21 protein-coding genes and 1 tRNA gene are annotated in these 25,864 nt (G+C 63.5%); 13 read left to right on the top strand and 9 right to left on the bottom strand.

Annotated elements, in window-relative coordinates:
• Positions 1-86: 86 nt before the first annotated feature.
• Entirely contained in the window at positions 87-704 is a 618-nt protein-coding gene (locus ACNFCH_RS06225; protein WP_337159571.1) for a LysE family translocator, read from the top strand.
• 71 nt (positions 705-775) lie between these two features.
• On the opposite strand, the gene ACNFCH_RS06220 is transcribed toward ACNFCH_RS06225, so the two are convergent.
• Both ACNFCH_RS06220 and ACNFCH_RS06215 read right to left on the bottom strand, forming a co-directional pair.
• Positions 776-852 (bottom strand) — tRNA-Met (locus ACNFCH_RS06220).
• Between the two features lie 96 nt (positions 853-948).
• Positions 949-1,878 (bottom strand): FecR family protein, encoded by a 930-nt coding sequence (locus tag ACNFCH_RS06215; protein ID WP_416742443.1) that lies wholly within the window; start codon positions 1,876-1,878, stop codon positions 949-951.
• 179 nt (positions 1,879-2,057) lie between these two features.
• On the opposite strand from ACNFCH_RS06215, the gene ACNFCH_RS06210 reads away from it, so the two are divergent.
• The 5 genes from ACNFCH_RS06210 to ACNFCH_RS06190 all read left to right on the top strand — a co-directional run bounded on the left by ACNFCH_RS06210 (position 2,058) and on the right by ACNFCH_RS06190 (position 9,223).
• Positions 2,058-3,272 (top strand): MFS transporter, encoded by a 1,215-nt coding sequence (locus ACNFCH_RS06210; RefSeq protein WP_337159573.1) that lies wholly within the window; start codon positions 2,058-2,060, stop codon positions 3,270-3,272.
• A gap of 361 nt (positions 3,273-3,633) precedes the next feature.
• Positions 3,634-4,794 (top strand): MFS transporter, encoded by a 1,161-nt coding sequence (locus ACNFCH_RS06205; protein ID WP_416742442.1) that lies wholly within the window; start codon positions 3,634-3,636, stop codon positions 4,792-4,794.
• 192 nt (positions 4,795-4,986) lie between these two features.
• Positions 4,987-5,613: a DNA-3-methyladenine glycosylase 2 family protein gene (locus tag ACNFCH_RS06200; RefSeq protein WP_337159575.1), complete on the top strand. Its 627-nt coding sequence runs from the start codon at positions 4,987-4,989 to the stop codon at positions 5,611-5,613.
• Positions 5,614-5,705: 92 nt separating this feature from the next.
• Positions 5,706-6,773 (top strand): bifunctional DNA-binding transcriptional regulator/O6-methylguanine-DNA methyltransferase Ada, encoded by a 1,068-nt coding sequence (gene ada / locus ACNFCH_RS06195; protein WP_416742441.1) that lies wholly within the window; start codon positions 5,706-5,708, stop codon positions 6,771-6,773.
• A gap of 56 nt (positions 6,774-6,829) precedes the next feature.
• A complete protein-coding gene (locus ACNFCH_RS06190; RefSeq protein WP_337159577.1) occupies positions 6,830-9,223 on the top strand; it encodes a DUF3772 domain-containing protein in 2,394 nt (797 codons plus the stop codon).
• 48 nt (positions 9,224-9,271) lie between these two features.
• On the opposite strand, the gene ACNFCH_RS06185 is transcribed toward ACNFCH_RS06190, so the two are convergent.
• Positions 9,272-10,489 (bottom strand): DUF3422 domain-containing protein, encoded by a 1,218-nt coding sequence (locus ACNFCH_RS06185; RefSeq protein ID WP_337159578.1) that lies wholly within the window; start codon positions 10,487-10,489, stop codon positions 9,272-9,274.
• Between the two features lie 230 nt (positions 10,490-10,719).
• On the opposite strand from ACNFCH_RS06185, the gene ACNFCH_RS06180 reads away from it, so the two are divergent.
• The gene (locus ACNFCH_RS06180; RefSeq protein WP_337159579.1) at positions 10,720-11,010 is read left to right on the top strand and encodes a DUF1778 domain-containing protein; all 291 of its coding nucleotides are present in this window, start codon (positions 10,720-10,722) and stop codon (positions 11,008-11,010) included.
• Entirely contained in the window at positions 10,968-11,489 is a 522-nt protein-coding gene (locus ACNFCH_RS06175; RefSeq protein WP_337159580.1) for a GNAT family N-acetyltransferase, read from the top strand. The genes ACNFCH_RS06180 and ACNFCH_RS06175 overlap by 43 nt, the downstream gene beginning before the upstream one ends.
• Positions 11,490-11,554: 65 nt before the next feature.
• On the opposite strand, the gene ACNFCH_RS06170 is transcribed toward ACNFCH_RS06175, so the two are convergent.
• The 3 genes from ACNFCH_RS06170 to ACNFCH_RS06160 all read right to left on the bottom strand — a co-directional run bounded on the left by ACNFCH_RS06170 (position 11,555) and on the right by ACNFCH_RS06160 (position 14,977).
• Entirely contained in the window at positions 11,555-12,985 is a 1,431-nt protein-coding gene (locus ACNFCH_RS06170) for an aldehyde dehydrogenase family protein (RefSeq protein WP_416742440.1), read from the bottom strand.
• 13 nt (positions 12,986-12,998) lie between these two features.
• A complete protein-coding gene (locus tag ACNFCH_RS06165; RefSeq protein ID WP_337159582.1) occupies positions 12,999-14,498 on the bottom strand; it encodes a purine-cytosine permease family protein in 1,500 nt (499 codons plus the stop codon).
• Between the two features lie 89 nt (positions 14,499-14,587).
• On the bottom strand, positions 14,588-14,977 hold the full coding sequence (locus tag ACNFCH_RS06160; protein WP_416742439.1) for a YybH family protein: 390 nt from the start codon (positions 14,975-14,977) through the stop codon (positions 14,588-14,590).
• 342 nt (positions 14,978-15,319) lie between these two features.
• On the opposite strand from ACNFCH_RS06160, the gene eppA reads away from it, so the two are divergent.
• The 5 genes from eppA (at position 15,320) to ACNFCH_RS06135 (ending at position 19,943) form a co-directional block, all read left to right on the top strand.
• A complete protein-coding gene (eppA, locus tag ACNFCH_RS06155; RefSeq protein WP_167358099.1) occupies positions 15,320-15,496 on the top strand; it encodes an EPS-associated small membrane protein EppA in 177 nt (58 codons plus the stop codon).
• A gap of 365 nt (positions 15,497-15,861) precedes the next feature.
• A complete protein-coding gene (locus ACNFCH_RS06150; RefSeq protein WP_070092722.1) occupies positions 15,862-16,419 on the top strand; it encodes a polysaccharide biosynthesis/export family protein in 558 nt (185 codons plus the stop codon).
• Positions 16,420-16,437: 18 nt separating this feature from the next.
• Positions 16,438-17,553, top strand: coding sequence for a hypothetical protein (locus ACNFCH_RS06145; protein ID WP_337159584.1), 1,116 nt, complete (start codon positions 16,438-16,440; stop codon positions 17,551-17,553).
• A 21-nt stretch (positions 17,554-17,574) separates the two neighbouring features.
• Entirely contained in the window at positions 17,575-19,140 is a 1,566-nt protein-coding gene (locus ACNFCH_RS06140) for a GumC family protein (RefSeq protein WP_337159585.1), read from the top strand.
• Between the two features lie 11 nt (positions 19,141-19,151).
• The gene (locus tag ACNFCH_RS06135; protein ID WP_337159586.1) at positions 19,152-19,943 is read left to right on the top strand and encodes a CpsD/CapB family tyrosine-protein kinase; all 792 of its coding nucleotides are present in this window, start codon (positions 19,152-19,154) and stop codon (positions 19,941-19,943) included.
• 607 nt (positions 19,944-20,550) lie between these two features.
• Here ACNFCH_RS06135 and galE read toward each other — a convergent pair.
• From galE to ACNFCH_RS06120, 3 genes are all read right to left on the bottom strand, one after another.
• Positions 20,551-21,522: a UDP-glucose 4-epimerase GalE gene (gene galE, locus ACNFCH_RS06130; RefSeq protein WP_337157865.1), complete on the bottom strand. Its 972-nt coding sequence runs from the start codon at positions 21,520-21,522 to the stop codon at positions 20,551-20,553.
• A gap of 134 nt (positions 21,523-21,656) precedes the next feature.
• Complete coding sequence (locus tag ACNFCH_RS06125; RefSeq protein ID WP_416742438.1) at positions 21,657-24,284, bottom strand: glycosyl hydrolase family 5; 2,628 nt, start codon at positions 24,282-24,284, stop codon at positions 21,657-21,659.
• Between the two features lie 5 nt (positions 24,285-24,289).
• Positions 24,290-25,816, bottom strand: coding sequence for an O-antigen ligase family protein (locus tag ACNFCH_RS06120; RefSeq protein ID WP_337157867.1), 1,527 nt, complete (start codon positions 25,814-25,816; stop codon positions 24,290-24,292).
• Positions 25,817-25,864: the final 48 nt, after the last annotated feature.

Genomic DNA, 25,864 nt, shown 5'->3' with positions numbered 1-25,864 from the left:
CGCACTATAAATCGATTTTTGCCTGTGGATAAGCCCTCGATAATTGGCGCCTCTGTGTTTTTTCATCGCCTATCGAGGAGCTTTTCGTGAATGAACTGATCGCTGTCGCCCTGTTCACTGTGCTGGCTGTCATCAGCCCGGGCGCCGACTTCGCCATGGTCACCCGCAGCAGTTATGCACAGGGACGCAAGGCGGGGCTTGCCGCTGCCGTCGGCATCGCTTTGGGGGTGCAGGTGCATGTGCTGTACACGGTTCTGGGTATTGCCGTGATCATCAGTCAGAGCCCGGTGTTGTTCATGACCATGAAGGTGCTGGGTGCGGGGTACCTGATCTACCTGGGCTATCAATCGCTGACCAACACCGCGCGCATCAGCCTCGACGACCTTGCGCAGGTCGGCCAGGTGAGCGTGCTGAAGGCACTTCGCACGGGCTTTCTGACCAATGCGCTGAACCCCAAGACCATGCTGTTCGTGGTCAGTGCCTATACCCAGGTGGTGCAGCCGGGGAGCCCGATGGCCCTGGACTTTGCCTATGGTGCGTTCATGTCCTTCGCCCATTGGGTGTGGTTCAGCCTGGTGGCAGTGTTCTTTTCCAGTGCGGTGCTGCGCAAGGCTATGGTCGAGCGGCAGGTCATGGTGGATCGGGTGATCGGCGTGGCCCTGATCGGGCTGGGGGTCGCGGTGATGGCGGCGGGGGTGCGATGAGCTAGGGCGGGCCGCGCAGTTTTTCGCGGACAAGAAAAAAGGGCTTATCTTTCGATAAGCCCTTTTCAATATGGTGGCTACACAGGGACTTGAACCCCGGACACCGGCATTATGAATGCCGTGCTCTAACCGACTGAGCTATGTAGCCAAGTGGCGCGCATTATTCGCCTGAAACGCGATTGTGTCAACACTCATTTCAAAAAAAATTTACGCGCTTTCAATCGCTTAGCCAGAAAGCCCTGGATCAGCGCACCACCAGCCAACGGCCGAGTACGCCATACAGGCGCAAATGCTGTTCGTCGGCCAGGCGCTCCAGGCTATGAGAGGGGTGGTCGAGGTCGAAGTCACCGCTGACACGCCGCTGGGCGGTCTGCTCGTCCAGCAGCCAGACGCATCGTCCCTGATAGCCGGCCAAGCGTTCGAGGACCTCGCCCAGCGGCATGTCCCTGGCCAGCAGATGACCGTTGCGCCAGGCGTCCACCGTCTTGACGTCGATCTTGCTCACCTGGCCGATGCGCGCATCGGTGAAGGTTACCCGTTCGCCAGCCGAGACCATGCGCTGATCACCACCTTGGAGCACCATGGCCTTGCCGTTGAGTACCACCAGTTCGTCATAGGTGCCGTGACGGGCGAGCATCAGGCGGCTGCCATAGACCTCGATGCGGGCATCATCGACCTGAACCTGCAGGGCGCGCCCATCGAGCATGACCTCCAGGTACACCTGGCCTTGAATCAATTGCATCTGCCGTGTGCGCTCGCGCAGGTCGATATCCAAGGCGCTGGCGCCGTCCAGGTGCAGGGTGGTGCCGTCAGCCAGGCGCACGCTGCGTCGTTCGCCGCTGTCGGTATACAGGTCGCTGCCCAGGCGCTGCGCCTGCGGCCAGTATCCGTAGGCCAGCCCTGCCAGGATCAGCAGGAACAGTACGGCCAGCCACGTTCCGGCGTGGCTGCGGCGCGAGTGGACCAGCGGGACGCGAGGGCGAGGGGTAGTGGTCAGTTGCTGCCAGCAGGCTTCCAGCTCGGCGTAGGCGCGGGCGTTCTCCGGTGCCTGGCACCACGCGGCGAAGGCTTGGCGTTGCCGTTCGTCGCATCCGGGATGGCGAAGACGGGAGAACCATTCCAGAGCCTCTCGTTCGGGGTCTGCCTGGGGGTGGAGAGCGGGCGTTGGGCTCATGGGGGCGGCTCGCGAGGAGGGCGGTTTGGGCCAGTGTTTACGGGGTTTTGACGGCGAAGATGCTAATTATATTGAGAATTGTTTTCAAGTGCGTATTGGCTCATCGATATAAAAAGGTAGCTATCTATCTACTTGTTTCCGGATAATCGGATCCCAAATTCGCGGACGGACTCCCTGCCATGGCCACCAGCAGCGCCCAGACTTCCACCGCCGCCAGCGCGACGGCCCAAGCCAACCCGCTGGTGATGCGCATCATCGCCTTTTGCGCGCTGGCGCATCTGATCAACGATCTGATCCAGTCGGTGTTGCCGGCCATCTATCCAATGCTCAAGGCGAACTATGACCTGAGCTTTGCCCAGATCGGCCTGATCACCCTGACCTTCCAGGTCACCGCCTCGCTGCTGCAGCCCTGGGTGGGTTTTTTCACTGACCGGCGACCGACGCCGAACCTGTTGCCGTTGGGTACGGTGTGTACCTTGGTCGGGATCGTGATGTTGGCGTTCGTCGGCAGTTTCCCCATGATCCTCCTGGCCTCGGCGCTGGTAGGCATCGGTTCGTCGACCTTCCACCCGGAGACCTCGCGGATCGCGCGCCTGGCCTCAGGCGGTCGTTTTGGCCTGGCCCAGTCGACGTTCCAGGTCGGCGGCAATGCGGGATCGGCCTTTGGTCCGCTGCTGGCGGCGGCCATTGTCATTCCCTTCGGCCAGAGCCACGTGGCCTGGTTCGGCCTTGCTGGGTTGTTCTTCTTCGCCGTGACCTTGCTGCTGCGCCGCTGGTACACCGGCCACCTCAACCAGTTCAAGGCGCGCAAGGCCGTGCAGGCCAGCCATGGCATTTCCCGCCAGCGGGTGATCCTGGCGCTGGTGGTGCTGGGCCTGCTGGTGTTCTCCAAGTACTTCTACATGGCCAGTTTCACCAGCTACTTCACCTTCTACTTGATCGAGAAGTTCGACCTGTCGGTCGCGAGCTCCCAGTTGCACTTGTTCCTGTTCCTCGGCGCGGTGGCGGCCGGGACGTTCTTTGGTGGGCCGATCGGCGATCGCATCGGACGCAAGGCGGTGATCTGGTTCTCCATCCTGGGTGTGGCGCCATTCACCCTGTTGCTGCCCTATGCCGACCTCTTCTGGACCACCGTGCTCAGCGTTGTGATCGGCTTCATCCTGGCGTCGGCCTTCTCGGCGATCGTGGTGTATGCCCAGGAGCTGGTGCCGGGGAGTGTCGGCATGATCGCCGGGATCTTCTTTGGCCTGATGTTCGGGTTCGGGGGCATCGGGGCGGCGTTGCTCGGGTACCTGGCCGACCTGCGGGGGATCGAGTACGTGTACGGGCTGTGTTCGTACCTGCCATTGTTCGGCCTGCTGGCCGTATTCCTGCCGTCCACCGGCAAGCGTTGATGGCGTCGGGACCGCCTGGCGGTCCCGAGATTGACGAGTCGGCGGCCCTTGGCCTAGAGTGCCGGCTCTTTTCTTTCCACGTAGTCGATGCAATGCGCTGTTCCCTGTCCCTTCGCCTTGTTCGCCAGCCTGCTTCCCAGGCTGCACGTCGCACGTGGCCGAGCGACACGGTGCTCAAGCGTCGACGCAGCGTGCTGTTCGCCTTCACTTTCTCGCCACATCTTGCCCTGAACTGATTCGCGCTCGCCTGTGCGCGCCTTCCCGGCGTGAGCCTGGGCGCCTGCGTTCGCACATCTTTTCAGTGGTTTTCCAGCCGACCGGGGCACGTGGGTGCCGCCGGGTGGCGTGCAAGGAGTGGTACATGAACATGCGTTTGCTGGCGGGCCTTTTGTTCGCCGTGTCGGTGGTGGGCTTCAGCCTGGGGGCGAGCTTGCCGCTGGTCTCATTGCGCCTTCACGAGGCGGGGGCCAGCACCCTTGAAATCGGCATCATCTCGGCCATTCCGGCGGCAGGGATGATGCTCTCGGCGTTCATGGTCGACGCCTGTTGCCGGCATCTGACCCGGCGCACCATCTACCTACTGAGCTTTAGCCTGTGCACCCTGAGCATCGCCTTGCTGGAATGGTCGTTCGCCTCGATCTGGCACCTGGCGCTGCTGCGCCTGGCGTTGGGGGTTGGCATGGGGGTCGCGATCATCCTGGGCGAATCCTGGGTCAACGAACTGTGCCCGGATCACAACCGCGGCAAGATCATGGCGTTGTACGCCACCAGCTTCACCGGTTTCCAGGTGCTGGGCCCGGCGATGCTGGCGCTGGTGGGCGCCAACAGCCCTTGGGTCACCGGCGTGGTGACGGCCTGCTACGGCCTGGCCTTGCTGTGCATCGTGCTGACGGTCCCCAACGATCATGTGGAGCATGGCGAGGAGGGCGAAAAGAGTTTCACCCTGGCCGGTTTCTTCCGCGTGGCGCCAGCGCTGTGCGTGGCGGTGCTGTTCTTCTCCTTCTTCGATGCCGTGGTGCTGTCGTTGCTGCCGGTGTATGCCAGCAGTCATGGCTTTGCCGTCGGCGTGGCGGCGCTGATGGTGACGGTGGTGTTCGCCGGCGACATGATCTTCCAGTTGCCTCTGGGCTGGCTGGCCGACCGGGTCGAGCGCACTGGGCTGCACCTGGTGTGCGGCCTGTTGGCCATGTCGATCGGCATCGGCCTGCCGTGGCTGCTTCAGGCAACCTGGTTGCTCTGGCCGATGCTGGTGCTGCTGGGTGCGGTGGCCGGTGGCATCTACACCCTGGCGCTGGTGCTGATCGGCCAGCGCTTCAAGGGCCAGGACCTGGTCACCGCCAACGCCAGCGTCGGTTTGCTGTGGGGTGTCGGTAGCCTGGTCGGGCCGTTGGTCAGCGGCGCGGCGATGGATGTGGCGCCCCACGGGCTGCCGATGGCACTGGCGCTGATGGCGGGGTTGTTCGTGTGCTTTGCCCGGCAGTCGTATCGACGGGCGGCCAAGCTGCGGGCTGTGACAGACTGAGGGCTGTGCGCCGCCGCGGATAAGTGCGTTCCCACCGGGCCTGCGGGGATACCGATGGGAGCGGTCTGCCCGCGAGGAAGGCGCCACGGCGCAAGGCCGTTGACAGCGAAATTACCCGCGCAAGATCCGTCGTTTAGCCGCTAAGCGATTGGTCTAAGCTGGGTGTTTTCCGATCACTGGAGGGCACTGCGCATGATCCACGCCGACCTCTCGCCCGTGGCCTACCGTGAAGCCACGGATTTTCTCGCCGCCCTGGACCCGGACTGGGCCCGGCATATCGCCGCCATCGGCCCCTGCCAGCACAGTGCGGCACCTGAGCGCGAACCCTTCGAGGCGCTGGTGCGTGCGGTGGCGTATCAGCAATTGCACGCCCGGGCGGCCGAGGCGATCCTGGCGCGGATGCTGGCCTTGTTTCCCGAGGCTGCGTTCCCCGCCCCTGAGCAGTTGCTGGCCACACCGGCGGATGTGCTGCGCGCCTGCGGGTTCTCCGCCAGCAAGCTGGCGACCGTGCAGGGCATCGCCCAGGCGCGGCTGGACGGTATCGTGCCCAGCCGCGAACAGGCTCTGGCCTTGACCGATGATGCGCTGATCGAGCGCCTGGTCAGCCTGCGTGGCGTCGGCCGCTGGACGGTGGAGATGCTCTTGATCTATTGCCTGGAGCGCTCCGACATCCTGCCGGTGGACGACTTTGGCGTGCGAGAGGGTTACCGGCGGCTCAAGGGCATGGACAAGGCGCCGACGCCTGCGCAGTTGCGGTCGTTGGGCGGCGGCTGGAGCCCGTACCGCACGGTGGCGTCCTGGTACCTGTGGCGAGCGTAGGCGTTCACGCGCACATTGCTCGGCAAGAATCGGAGTGCCACACGCCTCCCACCCTGTCAGGCTTGAACCATCCGCAGCCCTGGAGATGCCCCATGAAGCCTGCCTCAACTTACCTCACCGATGCCGACCGCTGGCTCGCCGTGCAGGCCCGCGACGCTGCGGCCAGTGGCCATTTCGTCTATGCCGTGCGCACCACGGGCGTCTACTGTCAGCCGGGTTGCAAGTCGCGCTTGGCCAAGCGCGAAAACGTCGAGTTCTTCACCGACGCCGAGGCGGCCCAGGCGGCCGGGTATCGTGCCTGTCGACGTTGCACCGAGGCCAAGGCCGAACAGGTTGCACGACGCACCGAGCTGGTTGCCCGTGCCTGTCGATTGATCGAGGCCAGCGACACCGCGCCCAATCTCGAGCAACTGGGCGCGCAACTGACGCTCAGCCCCTTCCACCTGCATCGCCTGTTCAAGGCCGAGACTGGGCTTACCCCCAAAGCCTATGCCTCGGCCTTCCGCGCCCGGCGCCTGCGCGAGCGGCTCGACGATCAAGACAGTTCCGTGACCGACGCGATCTATGACGCCGGCTACAACTCCAATAGCCGATTCTATGAAAGTGCTGGTCAGCGCCTGGGCATGCGTCCGCGTGAATATCGCGCCGGCGGTGCGGGGGCGCGCATTCGTTTCGCCATCGGCCAGTGCTCCCTGGGGGCGATCCTGGTGGCCCAGAGCGAGCGCGGAATCTGCGCCATTCTATTGGGCGACGACCCTGAGCAACTGCTGTGCGAGTTGCAGGATCAGTTCCGCAATGCGCAACTGATCGGTGGCGATGCCAGTTTCGAGCAGTTGGTCGCGGTGGTGGTGGGCTTCGTCGAGCAGCCGGCGCTGGGCCTGGCCTTGCCGCTGGATGTGCAGGGCACGGCCTTTCAGGAGCGGGTCTGGCAGGCGCTGCGCGAGGTGCCGCTGGGCAGCCGGGTCAGCTACACCGACATCGCTCAGCGCATCGGCGCGCCCAAGGCCGTGCGCGCGGTCGCCCAAGCCTGTGCGGCCAACCACCTGGCCGTGGCCATCCCTTGTCACCGGGTCGTGCGCCGTGATGGCGATCTTAGTGGCTACCGTTGGGGCGTCGAACGCAAGCGACAGTTGCTGGAGCGAGAAACGGCACTCACGTGATCACCGGGAGCAGCGTAGAATTCCCGCAAACTCGAGCTTGTAAATAGGGGAATTCGATGAGGCGCCTGAGCCTTTGCCGTTTTTGCGTAGGAATCCTCGCCTTGCTGCTGTGGGTGGCGACACCGGCCTGGTCGGCATCGGTCGGGCCACTGAGCGTGGACGAGCTGCCGGTGCTGGAGGAAAACGCCAGCCTGGAGCAATTGAGCGATCGGCTTGACCAGGTTCGCCAGGGGCTGACCAGCGAAGCCAACGACGACCTGCTGTCGCAGTTGCGTCAGGCCGCCTTGCAGGTGCAGCGACAGGCCGATGCCCTGGGCACCCAGCGCACCACCGATGTGGAGCGCCTGGACGATCAACTCAAGGTCCTCGGCCCGGTGCTCCCGGACGAAGCCGAAAGCATCACCCGTCAGCGCAAGCAGCTCAGTGACGAGAAGAAACAGGTGCTGGCCGAGCAACAGCAGGCCATCCAGCTGACCCAGTCGGCACGCGACCTGGCCACTCAGATCGTCAACTTGCGCCGCAGCCAGTTCAACTCCCAAGTCACCACCCGTGCCGCCAGCCCGCTGAGCCCGGCGTTCTGGTCGAGCCTGATCCGCCCGACCGACGAAGATGTCGCACGTCTGCGCGATCTGCGTGGCGAGGCGGCCGACGCCGTGGCCAGTGCCTTCAGTGCCGATCACCGTTGGCTGTTCATCGGTAGCCTGGCGGCCGCGCTGTTGGTCTGGACATGGGTTCGCCGCTTGCTCGAACGCTTGCTGGCCAATGCCATGGTCCGCTGGTTGCCTGAAGGCCGCCTGCGCCGCAGCGCGCTGGCCTTGAGTGTCAGCCTGGCGACCTTGAGTACCATCGGTGGCTCGGTGTCGCTGGTGCGCTGGGGCCTGGAGAACAGCGCAGAGCTGGGCAACGACATTGCCAGCCTGATCAACCACATCCTGGCGCTGGTGGTGTTCAGTGCCTTCATCGCCGGCCTTGGCCGCGCCATGCTGATGCTCCAGCGCCCGTCCTGGCGGTTGCCGCCGATCCCGGACGAGGTGGCCAGCGCCCTGGGCTGGTTCCCCAAGCTCCTGGCCCTGGCCCTGATGGTGCTGCTGACCCAGGAGCGCATCAACAGCGTGATCGGCACGAGCCTTGCGCTCACCGTGGCCACCAATGGCCTGACCGCGCTGGTGGTGTCGCTGATCTTCGTCGCGGCGCTGGTGTGCTACCGCCGTGCCCGCAAGCAGCATCAGTTGGAGCGAGCACCTGGGCTGGCGGGGCTGATCCCGTTCGTGATCGTGGTGTGGGTCGCGTTGGTCCTGCTGGCGCTGCTCACCGGTTACCTGACCCTGGCCTACTTCCTCACCGCCAAGCTGCTGTGGGTCAGTGTGGTAGGCACCTGCGCCTACCTGCTGGTCACGGTGTTCGGCGATCTGTGCGAAACCCTGCTGTCGCCACGCCAGCCCGGTGGCCTGGCCCTGGCCGCCGCGCTTGGGCTGCAGCAACGCCACCAGGCCCAGGCCAGCACGATCCTGGCAGGGATCGGTCGCACGTTCTTGCTGTTTGTCGCCGCCTTGCTGGTGCTCATGCCCTCGGGCACCAGCCCGGGCGAGTTGCTGCTGAGCCTGGCGGACTGGGACGACACCGGTGGCAAGCTGCTCGGCAACCTGAACATCGTGCCCCAGGACATCCTGCTCGCCGTGGCCATGTTCCTGGGCGGTCTGTTCGCCATTCGTGTGGTCAAGCGCTGGCTGAGCGAGCGCCTGCTGCCGGAGACGGACATGGATGCCGGCATGCGCGCCTCCCTGGTGACCCTGGTCGGTTACCTGGGCTTCCTGTTCCTGGCCATGCTGGTGATGACGACCTTGCGCATCAACCTCACCAGCCTCACCTGGGTGGTCAGCGCCCTGTCGGTGGGTATCGGTTTTGGCTTGCAACAGATCGTGCAGAACTTTATCTCGGGCTTGATCCTGCTCACTGAGCGTCCGGTCAAGGTGGGGGACTGGGTGAGCCTGGCGGGGGTCGAGGGGGACATCCGTCGGATCAACGTGCGAGCCACGGAAATCCAGATGTCCGACCGCTCCACGGTGATCGTGCCCAACTCCCAGTTCATCTCGCAGAACGTACGCAACGTCACCATGGGCAATGCCCTGGGGGTGGTCGGCATCACCTTGACCTTGCCGCTGGAAACCGATGCGAACAAAGTGCGCGAACTGCTGCTGACGGCCTTCCGCGAACATGAGGCGATCCTCGATGCGCCGGCCTCGTCGGTGACCTTCAAGGACCTTACCGCCAGCGGCATGGTGCTCAGCGTCAGCGGCTATGTGGGCAGCCCCCGTCAGGTGTCGGGCGCGCGCAGCGACCTGTTGTTCACGGTGCTGGGGCGCCTGCGCGAAGAGGGCATTGCATTGTCCTCGCCGCAGAGCATGGTGCTGTTGCAGGACAGCGCGCGGCCTGCGGACGAGGCGCAGTGATGCGTGGCCGGTGTTCGCGGGTAGATCGAGGCGCAAGCGCCTCGCTGCTCAATGCTGCTTCGCCCGCCGGATCCGCAACAGGATCATCCCCAGCACCAGCATCACCGGCACTGCCATCCCCAGCAGCGCCTCGCGCGCTGTCAGCCCCGCGCCCAGCACGTTCAGCCCGCCATACAGGAGCTTGAACAGGTTCAGCAGGTAGTAGGTGATGGCGATGATCGACAGGCCTTCCACTGCCCGCTGGATCTTCACCTGGGCGTCGGCCCGGGCATTGAGGCTGCGCAGGATCTCGGCGTTCTGTTCTTCCATTTCCACCTGCACCCGTGCTTGCAGCAGATCGCCCAGGTTGGCCACGTTCTTGGCCAGTTGCTCCAGGCGTTGCTCGGTGGCCGCGCAGTAACGCACGGTCGGCTTGAAACGCCGCTCGATGAACACCCCCAGGCGCTGGCAGTCGCCCACATGGCTTTCGCGTAGCTCGCCCAGGCGCTCGAACACCAGCTGTGCATAGGCCTGGGTGGCGCCGAAGCGATGACGGGTCTTGACCGTGCGGCTAACCACCTGGCGCGAGAGGTGGGCGATGGCTTCGAGCAGCGCCTTGGAGTCATGGCCATCGACGCTGGCGCTGCGCTCGGAGAGGCTCACCAGGGTTCGGTCGAAGGTATCGAGCTCCTGGCTCAAGGTCTTGGCCGTGGTCAGGCTCAGCGAGGCCATCATGCGGTAGGTCTCGATCTCCAGCAGGCGACGGATCATCCGGCCCTGGCGGTAGGCATTGAGCCGTCGGTTGACGAACAGCAGGCGGTTGGTGCCGTCTTCGGTCAGGCGAAAGTCGCTCCATACCACCGCGTCGCCACCGCCGACGCAAGAGCCGCACGGGTCCTTGAAGCCGTAGCGGGTCAGGTCCAGGTCCTGATCGCCGCGCACCAGCACCTGCACGGCATTGATCACCTGCGCCGCCTGCGGCGCGATGGCCTCGGCCAGAACCTGAGGCAATCCCTGCCAGCCCGCGTCATGGGAGGCGCAGGGTACCACCAGCGTCAGGGTGAAGAACTCGGCGTGGCGCTCCCATTTGAACGGATGACCCTCCAGCCGGGTGATGCCTTGGGCTGCATCGGTGTCCAGAGCATCCGGACAGCAGCGTTGCAGCAAAGCCTGGCAGTCGGCCTCATCGCCCAGCAGCGCCAGGTGATGGACATGGGCGGGCTCGTTGAAATACAGCGAAGGTCGGGCGTGCAGCTCGTTGTGCAGGGCGGTGCGTTGCGGGTGCATGGGAGGTCTGGCCTGGTGTTGTGATTGTTGGGCTACCAGAGGTGGGACTTTTCGATGATAGGGAAAAGTCACCTGCACCATAGAAATGTACTGGCGGGGTGTGGGATCTGCTCGCTTTGTAACGTTATTGGATTTACAGCTATACATTTGCGTTACGTGCTTGTAGCCTTCTTCCAGTCGGCGAACTCGTCGATTTCAATGCGCCGCACTGTGCGGGCAGGAGTTCATCCATGAAAGAAATCCAGAACCGGGACCGGGGCAAGTCCGTTCCCTTGAACATGAGAGTCGCTGAGCATCGACGCGACCTGATCGATGCCGCAGTGGAAATCGTTGGCGGTGACCGTACCAGTTTCGTACTGGAAGCGGCCTGCAAACGTGCCGAGGAAGTGTTGATGGAGCAACGCTTGTTTTTGCTCAGTGATGATGCGTTCGATCAATTCGCGCAGGTACTCGAGGACAACCCCATAAGGAGCAATGAATGCGTGAAGAAGCTTCTGGCCAGGCCAAAGCGTTGGAGCTGAGTGCCCCTCAGAGGCTCAATGAGTTTCATGAAGTGGATCAGTTCGATTGCGGGGAAGTCACGATCAATCGCTACTTGCAGGAAAAGGCTTTGAACGCCCAGCAAGCGAAACATGCGGTTGTGTATGTCACCTGTTTCAAGGGTACGAACACCGTGGCGGGCTACTACACGTTGTCCAATGGCTCTGTTGCCCGGGCACATGGCGCGACGGCAAGGCTTCGGCGCAATGCTCCGAACGAGTTGCCTGTGATCATCCTCGGGCGGATGGGCGTGGACCGTGAGGCGGCGGGGCAGGGTGTGGCGACCGATCTCTTGCAGGATGCAATCGAGCGAGCCCTGGTCGCGTCTGAAATGGTGGGTTGCGTTGCGCTAATTGTTCATCCGCTTACCGAGCGGCTTGAGCGGTTCTACGCAAACTATGCGGGGTTCAGGCACTGCCCTGATCTGTCACCCAAGACAATGATGCTGGCGCTTCGGTAGCCAGTGCCTTATTTGTGAAAGCCCCTTGTGACAGCCGTCAGCAAGGGGCTTTTCGTGTCCGGCTATCAATTCAGGCAGCGCGTCACATGCTTGACCGACTGATACGCCGACAAGCCCCATGGCCCCAGTTCACGGCCGATGCCGCTGCCCTTGGTGCCGCCCCAGGACGTCTCGACGAACACCGCCTGGACCGAGTTGATCCACACATGCCCGACCTCCAGGGCATCGGCCACGCGCTCGGCACGTTCGAGGTCGGCGCTGCAGACTGTGGCGACCAGCCCGAAGCGGCTGTCGTTGGCCTGGGCGATGGCCTGGTCTTCCGTAGTGAAGCGACGGGCACAGAGCACCGGGCCGAAGATTTCCTCGCTCCACAGGCGGCTGGTTTCGGGGACGTCCGCATACAGGGTGGGGCTGACGAACCAACCGTCACGGTCCAGCACCTGGCCGCCAGTCAGGCAGCGCAGGCCTTCTTCGCGCGCCGTGGCGAAGTAGCCTGCGACCTTGAGCCATTGCGCCTGGCTGGTCAGCGGGCCCATCGCCACTTCTTCGGCCAGCGGATTGCCCACCTGCATCTGTTCCAGGGCGGCCTGCAGGCGTGGCAACAGGGCATCGGCGATGCCGTCCTGCACCAGCAGGCGAGAGGTGGCCGAGCACATTTGGCCGGCATTCCAGGTGATGCCGGCGACGATCCACTCCACCGCCTGGTCCACATCGCAATCATCGAACACCACGATCGCCGACTTGCCACCCAGCTCCAGGGTCACCGGCCGGCATTGGGCTGCGGCGGCGCGCATCACTTGGCTGCCGACGCCATTGCTGCCGGTGAACGACAGCTTGTCCAGGCCGTTGTGACCGCTCAGGGCGGCGCCGGTCTCGGCCTTGCCGTTGACGATGTTCAGCACGCCGGCGGGCAAGTCCAGGGCGTCGGCGATCTGGCCATAGGCCTGTTCGATCAGCGGCGTGACTTCCGAGGGCTTGAGCACCACGGTGCAGCCTGCGGCCAGGGCCGGGGCGAGCTTCCAGGCGCTGGTCACCAGGGGGAAGTTCCACGGCACGATCAGGCCGACCACGCCGACCGGCTCCAGGCGGGTGCGGGCGGTGAAGCCTGGAGCGGCCAGGGGCACGTCGCGGTTCTTTTCAGGCAGTTGCTCGGCCAGGTCTGCGTAGTAGCCGAAGGTGGCGATGGCGTCGTCCAGGTCGATCTCGGCTTCGTGGCGTGGCTTGCCGTTGTTGCGCATCTGCAGGGTGATCAGCGCTTCACGGCGCTCGCCGAGCTGCTCGGCGAAGCCGCGCAGCAAGGCGGCGCGCTGTGCCGGGGAAGTGGTCTTCCAGGCGGGCAGGGCGCGGCGGGCGGCGGCCACGGCCTGGTCGACCTGAGCCGCGCTGGCCGACATCAATTCGGCGAACGGTTGGCCGAGTGACGGGTCGTTCACAGTGATGCAGTCGTTGCCTTGGCCTTCGACCCAGCGGCCGTCGATGTAGTGAGGTGTGGTCATGATCGGATTCCAGTCAGGCGATTTCGGCGGTGGTCACAGGCGTGCGCGGCGCGCTTTTGCAGCGCACCCAGCGCGGGCCGTTCGGGCCATAGACGCCAGCAGGTTCAGGGAACAGATTGAGCAGAATGAGGTACAGCACGCCCGCCAGGCCCAAGGTGACTGGCAAGCTCAGGTCGATGCCGCCGGCCAGCTCGCCCAGGGGACCGACGAACTGCCCGGGCAGATTGACGAAGCACAGGCCCACCGCCGCGCTGGGGATCCAGGCGCCCATGCCGCGCCAGTTCCAGCCGTGCAGGAACCAGTAGTGGCCGCCGCGCTGGCCGCGGGTGAACACTTGCAGGTCATCGGCGTGGTAGAAGCCGCGACGCGTGATCAGGCCGAGGATCATGATCACCATCCAGGGGCTGGTGCAGGTGATGATCAGCACGGCGAAGGTCGACACGCTCTGCACCAGGTTGAAGGTGAAGCGGCCAATGAAGATGAAGGCGATGGCGGCGACGCCGATCAGCAGCGTGGCGCCAGCGCGGCTGAGCAGACGCGGGAACACGCTGGACATGTCCAGGCCCGTGCCATACAGCGCCGTGGTGCCGGTGGACATGCCGCCGATCACTGCGATCAGGCACACCGGCAAGAAGAACCAGCCCGGCGAGATCGCCAACAGGCCGCCGACGTAATTGTTGGCTGCGATGTAGTCCGGCGCCTGGGTGGCGACCAGGGTCGCGGTGCACAGGCCGAACAGGAATGGGATCAGCGTCGCCACCTGGGCGGCGATCACCGCCAGCATGATGCGCGCCTTGGGCGTCTGGCGCGGAATGTAGCGCGACCAGTCACCCAGGAAGGCGCCGAACGACACCGGGTTGCTCATGGCCAGGATCGCGGCGCCCACGAATGCCGCCCAGAAGCCTGGCTGGCCGAGGTTGACGCTGCCGGCGAAGTTCATGTCGAACGGGCCGGCGAAGGCCACGATGCCCAGCAGAAACAGCAGGCTCGACGCCCACACCGCGATCTTGTTGACCCACAGCATGAAGCGAAAGCCGAAGATGCACACCACCAGCACCAGCACCGCGAACAGACCGTAGGCCAGCCCCAGGGTCAGGTCGGTTTCCGGCAGCCCGGCCAGGCGCTTGGCGCCGCCGACCAGGGCGTCGCCCGAGCTCCATACCGATAGCGAGAAGAACGCCACGGCGGTGAGCAGCGACAGGAACGAGCCGACGATGCGCCCATGCACACCGAAGTGCGCGCCCGACGACACCGCATTGTTGGTGCCGTTGAGCGCGCCGAACAGGCCCATGGGCGCCAGGATCAGGGCGCCGACCCCGACGCCGAGCAGGATTGCCCAGACCCCGGCCTGGAACGACAGGCCGAACAGTACCGGGAAGCTGCCCAGTACGGCGGTGGCGAAGGTATTGGCACCGCCGAAGATCAGGCGGAACAGGTCCAGCGGGGAGGCGTCGCGTTGATCGTCGGGGATCTGCTCGACGCCGTTGGTCTCGATACCGGTCGATTGACTCATGGCAAGGCTCCAGCGCGCATGTTGTAGGTCGACGCGGGGCGCGACCCTATTGTGGTTGCGTTGGCAGTGCGGCAAGGCCGCGGAAAACGTCAGGCGTCGGAGACGACCGACAGGTGCTCGTGGCAGGCCAGCCAGCCTTCGCCGTGGCGGCGGAAGGCAATGGTCTCGCGCTCGGCCAGCGCGTGCTCCTGGCCTGCGATGCGGATGCGGGTGGCCACATCGTGCATGAAGATCGCCACGTCACCCTGCAGGCTCACGTGCTGGTTGCTGGACTGACACGCCAGCACGGCGAAGCCTTCGGCCTGCCACTGCGCCCACAGTTGCTCATAGGCGCGGCGCGACAGCAGCGGCTGCGGCAGGGTATGGAAGAGGAAGGTGGCGTCTTCGCTGAAACAGGCGAAGTAGCGGGCGGTATCGTTGCTGGCGAAGGCGGCGACGAGGTCGGCAGCGGCCTCGCGTACCTGGAGGGTCTGGTCCACGGGAGTGGCCTCACGGTTATTGTGATTGTGGTGAAGCGATTCTGGTGAGCCTTGGCAGGGGGAAAAATCGCTGGGGATAAATAATCAGTTCAGGAATTTGTGAACCAAGTCCTTTCGCCGGCTCCCACAGGGTCAGCGGGGCTTTGCAACGTTGCTGAAACAGTGCGTGTTTTTCAGCCACAGAATGGCTGTCGAGATTTTGACGAGGCAGGGCGGGCCCCATTGAGATTTATCATGGTGGCGGTCTATTGACGTAGTGTCACGCTGCCCCATACTCAACCCATATAAAAAGAAAGCTGTTTCCCCATTAAACAGTTCCAATCCTCTTTCAGGGAGGGGATCATGCGCTCGACACTGATCATCAAGTCGATTTTCTTGTTGGTGCTGATGAGTGGCGCGGCCGGTGCTGCGGACTCCTACATCAGCAAGGCGAGTGTAGTACCTGCCGCGACGGCGGGGTGGCTGTTTTCCTTTGCGGTGATTGGGTTTATCGCGCTCGCCAACCGATCGAAAATATAGTGAAAGTTATTCGCTTTTCCCGGCATTAACACTTTTGTTTTAATGCGTACGATTTAAAGTTGGCGTGCGGTGTATTGCCCTGCACCAATAAGTGAAAAAGATGTGAAAGTTCCTGGAAGAACCCGCGTTTTTATCAGGACTGAGCAATGGCTTGTGGAATCCCATGCCGTTGCTATATTCCATTTGTCGGCGCCCCCAGCGGGCGCGTCGGAGCAGGGAGCTTCGTCGATGTGTCTCATCGCGGAAACATCCTCCAGGACGGTCGAGGCGATTGCGGTCGGTACTTGTTTTACGGCAAAGGCGAGCGTTTTCGCCCCGTTCTTTTGTGTAGCGCTGGGCATGGCTACTTGACCGGAGGGATCCCGATGTTCCGTTTCCTGATCTCCACTCTCTGCGCACTGATGCTCCTGCCTTCGGCGGCCAACGCCACTGAGCCGAATGCGGCCTACCTGCTGAGTCCGGGCGATGTGATCCTGGTCTCTGTCTGGCAGGAGGAAAACCTTCGCCAAGAGGTGAAGGTGCTTCCCGATGGCAGCATCACCTTTCCTTTGGCTGGGCGAGTCGACGTAGCGGGCCTCGATGCCAGCACGGTCTCCCAGAAAATCGCCAAGAAACTCGAGCAGTTCCTGCCCGAGCCGAACGTCAGCGTGGTCGTTACCAGCATCGCCGGCAACCTCGTCTATGTGCAGGGCAAGGTGCTCAAGCCCGGCCCGGTACTGATGGAAGGCCCCATGGCGGTGTTGCAGGCCCTGAGCATGTCAGGTGGCCTGGACAAGTTCGCTGATGAAGGCTCCATCAAAGTGATTCGGCGCAAGGGCGAGAGTCAGCAAGTGCTGCCCGTGCGCTACCGGGATCTGATTTCCGGACGTGACATGACCACCAATTTCCAACTGCAGGCCGGCGATACGCTGGTCGTACCTTGATCTTGTTCTGAGCCTATCGTGTCTGTATTGAAAACTTCCCGGGTCGCCGCGGCGATCCTGATTCTTCCTTGCCCGGCCTTGGTCCAGGCAGCTATCTGGCACACGTCGGTCGCCGTACCCATGACCGTCGAACATGACAGCAACCCGTTGCTGCTGACCTCCCAGGAGAAGGCGGTGACCAGCACTTACCTGGATCCGGAAGTCGGCCTGTTGGGCACCTTCGATCGTGACCAGTTCGACTTCGGTCTCGGCGCCCATGTGTTGCGCTCATCCGATCGCAACATCCTCGACAACCGCGAAGACCCTCGCGTGCGGCTGGGGTGGCAACGGGACTACGACAAGGGCCGGTATGGCCTGGTAGGGACCTACGTCGAGAGTTCGACGCTGTCCAGTGCGGTACTGGAAACCGGTGTGATCACCACGGACGGCACGCAGAAGCTCTACACCCTGACCGGCAACTGGAGCCGGCAGCTCAGCGAGCGGGGCCTGCTGGAAAACGAGACCTCGTACGACGACGCCAGCTACGACGTGTCAACGCTGATCGGCTACAAGGAGTACGCCAACCGGCTGAGCTACACCTATGCCTGGACCGAGCGCACCGACCTGTTCACCCGGTTCATCTACCGGCGCTACGAGCCGGATGATCGCAACGCGGCGATCGCCTCGAACAGCTACACCCCGGTGATCGGCCTGACGCACCAGTTCACCGAGCGCCTGGAAGGGAGCGTGAACGTCGGTGTCAACGAAGTTTCCGGCGACGGCGGTGGACGCAAGGGGCAGGGGGGCGTGTCGTTGCGCTATCGGGGCGAACGGATGGACGCCAACGTCGCGGCCGACCGCAGTTCGGTGGCCAGCGGCCAGGGTGGATTCTCCGAAATCGACACCCTGCGTGGCTCCTGGAGTTACCTGGTCGCCGATACCGATCGGATCGGGTTCGATGCCAGCTGGCAGGACAGCAAAGGGCAGACGCCCAACAAACTGTGGTCGGCCGGCGCCTGGGCCAGTCGCGAACTCTCGCCATTTTGGGTGGCGCGCCTATCCTTGGTGTACAGAGAGCGCCAGCAAGACAACCTGCCAGATGCCACCGGCACCATTATCGGATTGAGCTTGACCTATAGATTTCCCGACTACTGATATTTCAGCGGTGTGGTGACTATGAAATCTGAATACGAGCTGTCGATCAGGGACTACATCTCCATCATCAAGGATCGGGCACTGGTGTTGGGGATCGTCATCGTGGTGATTCTCGCGGCGACCGTGGCGGTCGCCGTGGCGGTGCCACCGGTCTACCAGTCGACCGGGACCATCCTGGTGGAGTCCCAGCAGATATCTCCGGATCTGGTCGCCAACAACAACAACAGCTTCGCCGACGAGCGCATCGAGGTGATCCGCCAGCGGGTGATGACCCGTGAAAACCTGCTGCGGATCATCGAGAAGTACGGGCTGTTCTCCAGCAATGCCCGTCAGCTCAGTGACGCCGACAAAGTCGAGCTGATGCGCACCGCAATCGTGGTCGAGACCCTCAGCACATTCATCAAAGGACGTGGCGAGGCCACGGTCGCCTTCAATGTGTCCTTCGAGCACAAGCAACCCGAGGTGGCCAGGGAGGTCGCCAACGAGTTGGTGACCCTGTTCCTCAACGAGAACATCAAGCAGCGCACCGAACGCGCCAGCGAGACCACCGAGTTCCTCAGCCAGGAAGCGGACAAACTGGGCGCCGAGCTTCAGAGCCTGGAGAACCAGTTGGCCGACTTCAAGCAGGCCCACGCCAACGCCTTGCCTGAGCATCAGACCCTGCGCATGAACATGCTGTCGCGCTCGGAGATGGAGTTCCGGGAAATCGATCGCGACTACAAGGCGGCCCAGGAGGAGTTGCGCTACCTGGACCTGGAGTTGGCCGGGGCCAAGGCCGGCGTGCCTAGCACTCTTGATGGCGGCAGGCCTCGTGCGGCGGAGCCGCCGCAGGATCTGGCCAGCCTGCAGGCCGAGTACACGCAGCTACTGTCCCGCTACAAGGAAGCGCACCCTGACGTACGTGCGGTCAAACGCAAGATCGACGCCCTGAAAGCAGGCGGTGGCGCGGGAGGCATTGGCGTCGAGGGTAACCTCGACGTGGCCAAGGTCCGCACCCGCATGGCCGCGGCGCAGGAGCGCATCGCCTCGCTGGCCCAGCAGAAGCGCGACATGTCGCAGAAGATCAACGCCTACGAGGCCGAGATCCTCGAAGCGCCGCAGGTCGAGCGTGGCCTGGTCAACCTGATGCGCGACCACGACAACGCCCGCAAGAAGTATGAAGAGATCCGCGCCAAGCAAATGGCGGCGAAGATTTCCGAAAGCCTGGAGCAGGAGAACAAAGCCGAGCGCTTCGTGCTCCTGGAGCCGCCGATGATGCCGGAAAAACCGGTGAAGCCTAACCGCAAGAAGATCGTCGCGCTGGGCTTCGTCCTGGCCCCGGCCGGCGGTGGCGCACTGGTGATGGTGCTGGAGATGCTCAACCAGCGGGTGCGGGGTGTAGGGGCTCTGGAAAGCATCGTGGGCAAGCGTGTCCTGGTCAGCATCCCGCATATCTCGACCCAGGCCGAGCTTGCGCAGCGGCGCAGGTGGCGCGTTTGGCTGGTGATCGCGTTCCTTGCGCTGGCGGTGCTGGCGGGGGTGTTGCTGCACTTCTTCTATATGCCGTTTGACCTCTTGCTGATGAAGGCCATGAGTCGGTTCGGATAGGGACAGCTGCGATGAACAAGATCACGCCGATAGACGAAACGAAAAAGTCAGGCGCCTCAGCGCCTTCCTCCATCGTGCCGGTCAAGCACCCGGAAGTGCCAGGCCTGTTCGACTATGTGCGCACCAAAGTCGTGCCCCTGCGCCCGGACCACCTGGAGCGTCACCGCATCGTGGCCTACAAGAAGAACTCGGCGATCAGCTCGGCCTTCGACCTGCTGCGCACCCAGGTGCTGCAGGCCATGGAAGAGAACGGCTGGCGCACGCTGGCCATCACCTCGCCGACGCCCGAAGCAGGCAAGACGGTGCTGGCGATCAACCTGGCGATGAGTATCGCCCACCACACCACCAAGACCGCGTTGCTGGTGGACTTCGACCTGCGCAGGCCGCGCGTCGGCGCCTGTCTTGGGCTGCCGATGGAAAAGGCGCTCAACGACTATTTCGCCTACGAAGCCGAGTTGTGCGATGCCATGGTCAACCCGACCTTGCCACGTTTCGTGGTGTTGCCGACCCGCGAGCCCATTCCGCTGTCGACCGAGTTGCTGTCCTCGCCACAGGTGAGCAACCTGATCTACGAGTTGCGCGAGCGTTACGAGTCGCGCATCACGATCTTCGACCTGCCGCCGTTGCTGAGCTCCGATGACGCCATCACCCTGCTGCCGAAATTCGATTGTGTGTTGCTGGTGGTGGCCAATGGCATGAACAGCAAGAAGGACATCGAGGACAGCCTCTATCACCTGGGGACCAGCAACCTGATCGGGACGGTGTTGAACAAGGCCGAGGAGCAGCCGCGCACCTATTACTGATGGGGTGGCGAGGGCGGGGAGGCTTGGGCGGCGGCCCCGTTTTCGGCGCGGCCGTCCGGCATGGTCTGTGATTTTTGTCAGTGCACCTGTCTTGCTCCGTGGCGCCTTCTTCGCGGGTAAACCCGCTCCCACAGGTTCACTGCAAGCTTCCAGCCTCACAGCAGGTCTCAAGGGCGCACTGCAAGCCTCCGGCCTCACAGCAGGTCTCAAGGGCGCACTGCAAGCCTCCGGCCTCACAGCAGGTCTCAAGGGCTCACTGCAAGCCTCCGGCCTCATTGGAGTCTCAAAGTTTCATTGCAAGCATTGGACTACCCCCAACAAGTTGGACACCCCTCCACCTCTTGGGGGCAGTCCAGTCTGTGGGAGCCTTCAGCCTCATTGGAGTCTCACAGTTTCATTGCAAGCATTGGACTGCCCCAACATGTTGGACACCCCGCCAACTCTTGGGGGCAGTCTAGTCTGTGGGAGCCTTCAGCCTCGTTGGAGTCTCACAGTTTCATTGCAAGCATTGGACTGCCCCAACATGTTGGACACCCCTCCAACTCTTGGTGGCACTCCAGTCTGTGGGAGCGGGTTTACCCGCGAATGGGCCTGCGAGGGTTGCTGATCAGTTGGGGGTGTACCACGGGTACTTCTGCTCCCAATGCCAGGCATGCGAGACGATCTGCTCCAGCGCCGCGAACGCCGGGCGCCAGCCGAGCACGGTCCTGGCCCGGCTGGCATCGGCTACCAGCCGGGGCGGGTCCCCGGCGCGGCGTGGTGCGTCGCTGGTGGCGATCTTGCGGCCGGTCACGCCGCAGGCGGTGTCGATCACCTCTTGCACCGAGAAGCCCAGGCCATTGCCCAAATTGAATGCCGTGCTCGCGCCCCCGGCGAGCAGGTAGTCCACCGCCAGTGAATGCGCCGCGGCCAGGTCGGCCACATGGATGTAATCGCGGATGCAGGTGCCATCCGGCGTGTCGTAGTCCCGACCGTACACCGTGATCGCCTCGCGCCGCCCGGAGGCGGCCTGCAGAATCAAGGGCAGCAGGTGGGTCTCCGGTTCATGGCATTCACCCAGCTCGCCTTCCGGATCCGCGCCCGCGGCATTGAAATAGCGCAGGCACACCGAGCGCAGGCCATAGGCGCGGTCGAAGTCCTCGAGAATCTGCTCGACCATCCATTTGCTGCGTCCATAAGGATTGATCGGATGCTTGGGATGCGCTTCGTCGATGGGCACATGCTGCGGGTCACCGTACACGGCGGCGGTCGAGGAAAAGATCAGGTGACGGATATCGGCGCGCACCATGGCCTGAAGCAAGGTCAGGGTCGCGACGACGTTGTTCTGGTAGTACTTGGACGGCTCGATCACCGACTCGCCCACCTGGATGAACGAGGCGAAGTGAAACACCGCGTTGAACCGATGTTGGGCGAACAAGGCATCCAGGGCATGGGCATCGGCGATGTCCAGCCTGACCCAGTCCGGACGTGGCCTGCAGGCGCAGTTGTCGGCCACCATGACATGGTGGCCTGCGCAACGCAGGTGTTTGACCATGTGCGAGCCTATGTAGCCCGCGCCGCCGACAACCAAGAACTTCATCCAAGCCTCCTGGAATCTGTTGATGTGCAAGCGCGCTCCGGAGGGTCCGGGCGGTCATCCCTAGCCAGCGGATCGGGTCATCAGCGGGTTGCCCATCTGCACGGCACAACCCTGGTTTCTTGGAGCCTAGATGCCTATTTCAAGAACAGCCAATTCGTCATCTGCTTGCCGTCGAAACGGATCAGGTAGCGGCCGTCCTGGTAGCTGACGGGGTGTTCCTGAAGCTGCCCCTGTGCGTTTCGGCTGAACAGTTTCAAGCCTTCGACGGCCTTGATCGCCAAGGTGCCTTCAAGCGGTTCGACGCGAAACGGTGTCCGTTTGTTCGCCTGGGGCTCCGCCCGCGAGCCCAGGGAAATCAACAGGCTTCGCGACTGCTTCAGCGGTTTGTTGTCCAGGCTCTGCACCACCACGCTGGCGCTGGGGGTCTTGAGCTTGACCTGGATATCGCCGAGCGTGAGCGTCTTGTCGCCGAGCCAGCCGGTGGCCGCCTGGGTCTGTGGTGTGTCGATGGTATAGAGCCCTTGCTGCCAGTTGCGCCTGAGCTCGCCGGTGTCGCTGCGGGCCTCGCTGGCGTTGGCCGGGAGCAGGGACTGGTTGGGGTCCTGGATAACTTTCGCACCGGCAGGCAACGCGCTCGCCTGCAGCCACGGCAGTGCCGGTGTCTTTGGCATGGCGATCTGCAACTTGCCCTTTTCCATGGCCGTGCGCAGCAGCACCGAATCGGCTGGCGAGATGGACTGGTTGAACAAGGTGTCCGAGGTGGGGGCGAAGACGTAGCTCTGGCCGGCTTCGCGGACATCGCCACGCCGGTAGATCAGGGCCGCGGCCGGGAGCGTGGCCAACTGGCTGGGGTCGTTATAGGCGTGCCAGTTGCTCGCCGAACGGTCCTGCTCGCGGAAAGGCTCCTGGCTGTAGGCGTAATGCATCAAGGCGTCCCAGCCCTGATAGCGCGCCGTGGCGGCGACATACAGCGGCAAGGTGTGGCGGTCGGCGACGGGCTGGGTATCGCTTTGCCATTCGTTGTTCCACTCGGTCACGCTCAGCGGCCGGCCCACGACCTGGGCGGCGGCGAGCCAGTCGACCAGGTTGTCGCTGGTCAGCGGGTTCTTCTCCAACTGCCCCGCGCCGCCATAGCTGTGGACGTCGATCAGGTCTCCACTGGTCAAGGCCGGCAGGGCGCTCAGGCCGTTGCGTCCCCAGGTGCTGGTGGTGACGATCGGAACCTTGACCCCCAGCCCGCGCAGGTGCTCGATCATCTGCTGGTCGAAGCGTCGTTCCAGGTCGTTGAGAAACAGCTTGGAGGGGCCATGTTCCCAGGCGCGCCAGGTCTGCTCCTTCGCAAGCCCATGCTGGTTGGCGAAGGCCTCGGCCTGCTCCATGTAGCGCTTGATGTGCTGGGTCGGTTTCTTGTCGGGGAGCAGGGCGTTGCCGTAGTGCCCGGTGAGGTCGTTTTCATTGGTGATCAGCACCGCAGCGATGGCCGGCTCGTCCTTGTAGGCAAGGCCGGTGTAGGCATTGACGTGCCCCAGGTACTGCTCGGCGAAGCGCTTCATCGCCTGGGCGATGGTGTCGTTCACATAGTTGTAGCCCTTGAGGTCGGCGATGGGTTTGCCGTCGCGGTCGGTCAAGCCGTCGCGTTTGGGCAGCTCATTGAAACCGAGGATATTGTCTCTGGCCATGAGGGCGCGCTGGACGTGCAGGTCCAGCCACACATAGATCCCTTCATCCTTGAGGCACTTGATCCACCAGTCGATCTTCTGCAGCGACTCAGGGCTCAGGTCCTGGGTGTTACGCACTTGGTCGTGCCTGCCGAAGATGCTCGGCGTCACCCAGTACGAGTCGTGGTGATGCAGGCGCACGAGGTTGAAGCCCAGGGCCGACAGACGCTTGGCCTGGGCGCGGATCTCTTCGTCCGAGGTATTGAACAGGGCATAGGCCGAGACGTTGGTGCCCCAGAAGCGCGCCGGGGTGCCATCGGCGAACTGCAGCTGGTCGCCCACCGCCTTGACGAAGCCACGCTTGCCGGCCGGCTTTTCCCCGGCATTGAGGAACGACAGGTCCACCGGCGAGCTGCGCCAATCGGTCTGGTCCAGCGGCCAGTGGCTGGTGTCGCCCAGGCCGAAGCGCTCCTCGGAGGTCTGGGCCAGCTCGACGCCCTGCGAGACCGTGAGCACGCCCTTGATCTTCTGGGTGCCAGGGGCAATCTGGTCCTTGTAGAAGAACGCCCGCACTTCGGCGTCGTCGATGGGCTCGATGTACACGCTCGTCAGGGGTGGGTCGAAGCGCATCTCGATGTGCGGCCCCTTGGCGCGGTCGCCCCAGGTCCAGCCGCGGTTGCCCGGCAGCAAAGTGGGCTTGCCCATCTCGGCGAACAGGGCGCGGTCGAACTGGAAGGAGATGCCGCCGCCCATCACATTGGTTTTGCGGTTGTGGGCCTGCAGGTCGAAGTCCCAGGTCAGGCTTTGCTCCGAGGTCTTGGCGATCTGGGCCTTGAGGTCGAACCCCAATGTCGAGTTCCTGGCCTGCAGACTATAGGCATAGGGGGCGTCCACCTTGAACGCACCGCTGTCGAAGTTCGCCCACGCCCAGTTGGCAGCGAAGAACTTGAACTTGGCCTGCATCGCTAGGTTCCCGCCGCGGGTCAGCTGCGGCAGGCCTTGGCTTTCGTCGATGCTGGCGACCCAGTCCTCGGCGTGGGTGACGGGCGTCAGGGCCAACAGCAGGGTCAGCAGCAAGGAGGAAAACAGGCAGCGTCGTGTCATGCGGGTCACCGAGCGGGCAGGCCGGCACCAACGATGCCGGCAGCGTGGGCGAGTTTGTGTCGGCGCACCATCTGCACATAGGCAACGGCCACCCCGGCGAGGGACCAGTACACCACGGGGATGAACGTGATGCTGCTGACGGTGAAGATCGTGATCAGGATGCCCAGCAGGGTCGCCAACAGGCAGCGTCCGAGCCGACACAGGTGCTCGTCCTTGTCGGCAAACGTACGCAGTGTCTTGCGCAGGCTGAGCACCGTGGAGGCGAAGAAGGCGATGAACAAGGACAGGCCGATCACGCCAAAGCGCAGGGCCAGGTTGAGGTAGGTGTTGACGATATCGATGATGCCCTGGCCCTGGACCATCGACTGCATTTCTGGCGTTTTGCGAAAATCGAACGAGCCTAGCCAGAGGTTGCGTTCGATGACGATCAGCGAGTTGTCGAGCAACCGCTCCCGGTAGGTGATGTTGTCTTTTTCCAGCGTGCCGATGTACGGCAGCATGTCGATCACCTTCTCGCCCCCCGGCACCACGGCCAGCAGGGGCAACGAGAGCATCCCGGCCACCGCGAGCATCGCCAGGCGCTTGACGGCGCCGCGCCCGGTGGCGATGAACACCACGATGATCACCCCGGTGCCGACCCAGGGGCCGCGTGACATCGGCACGAACAGGCCGGCGGCCAGCAACAGGGCCCCCAAGGTGCGCTGCAGGGTGCTGCGCACGTAGCCTTGGACGAACAGGTACAAGCCGATGCCGACCATCATCACATAGCCCAGGACGATCGCCTGGCCGGTGGTGGCGCTGGCGCGCAGCGAACCGCCACGGCTCAGATAGCTGGTCATGTCCATCTGGATGCCCAGCACGTAGGTCAACGCGTTGTACAGCAGCCAATGGCGTACATACTCGAAGGTGCCGATCAGCGCCAACAGCATGGTGGCGATCACGAAACTCAGCAGCGCGTCCTTGAAATGGCTGAGCTCCTTGAGCGCCCGGCTGGCCACGTAGTAGGGCAGGAAGATATCCAGGAACAGGTACAGCGTTTGGCGCAAGGTGTCGGTGAGGCTGGTTTCGCGCAGGTACAACAGGTTCATCAGCACCAGGCTGGCGAGCAGGAAGCGGTCCGGCCAGGTGCGTCCGAACGGCAGCGTATCGGACTCCTGGCGCAGGGCGAGCGCCGCGGGCAGCAATACGCTCAGGCTGAGCAGGCGGATATGGTCCAGGTCGACCAGGTAATTGATCACGCCAAAGCCAGGTACCGGTATCGCCGCTGCCGGCATCAGGAACAGCAACATCAGAAACAGCGCCATTGGGTTGCGCTCACGCCGCCCGGCCACCAACAGCACCAGCACCGCAATGGCTGAATAGATCCAGAAATTGCCGGACACGAATATCAGCAAGGTCAGGGCGAACCAGAGGTTGCGCCGACGCTTGTAGTCGGCTGGGCGGATCAGGTCCTGCGCTGGCCGTCGCGCCATGGTGAACACCACGGTGGCCAGGAACAGGATGACGATCAGTGCGCGAAGGTGTTCTGGCATAGTCGGTAATGACCTGTCCCTTTGTGATGGACGACAGCTAGCGGCATG

It is taken from the genome of Pseudomonas sp. NY15354 (genome assembly GCF_048068075.1).
In the GTDB taxonomy this organism is placed as follows: Bacteria; Pseudomonadota; Gammaproteobacteria; order Pseudomonadales; family Pseudomonadaceae; genus Aquipseudomonas; species Aquipseudomonas guariconensis_C.
The sequence above is the reverse complement of the archived record's forward strand: the minus strand, read 5'-3'. Positions and strand labels throughout refer to the sequence as shown.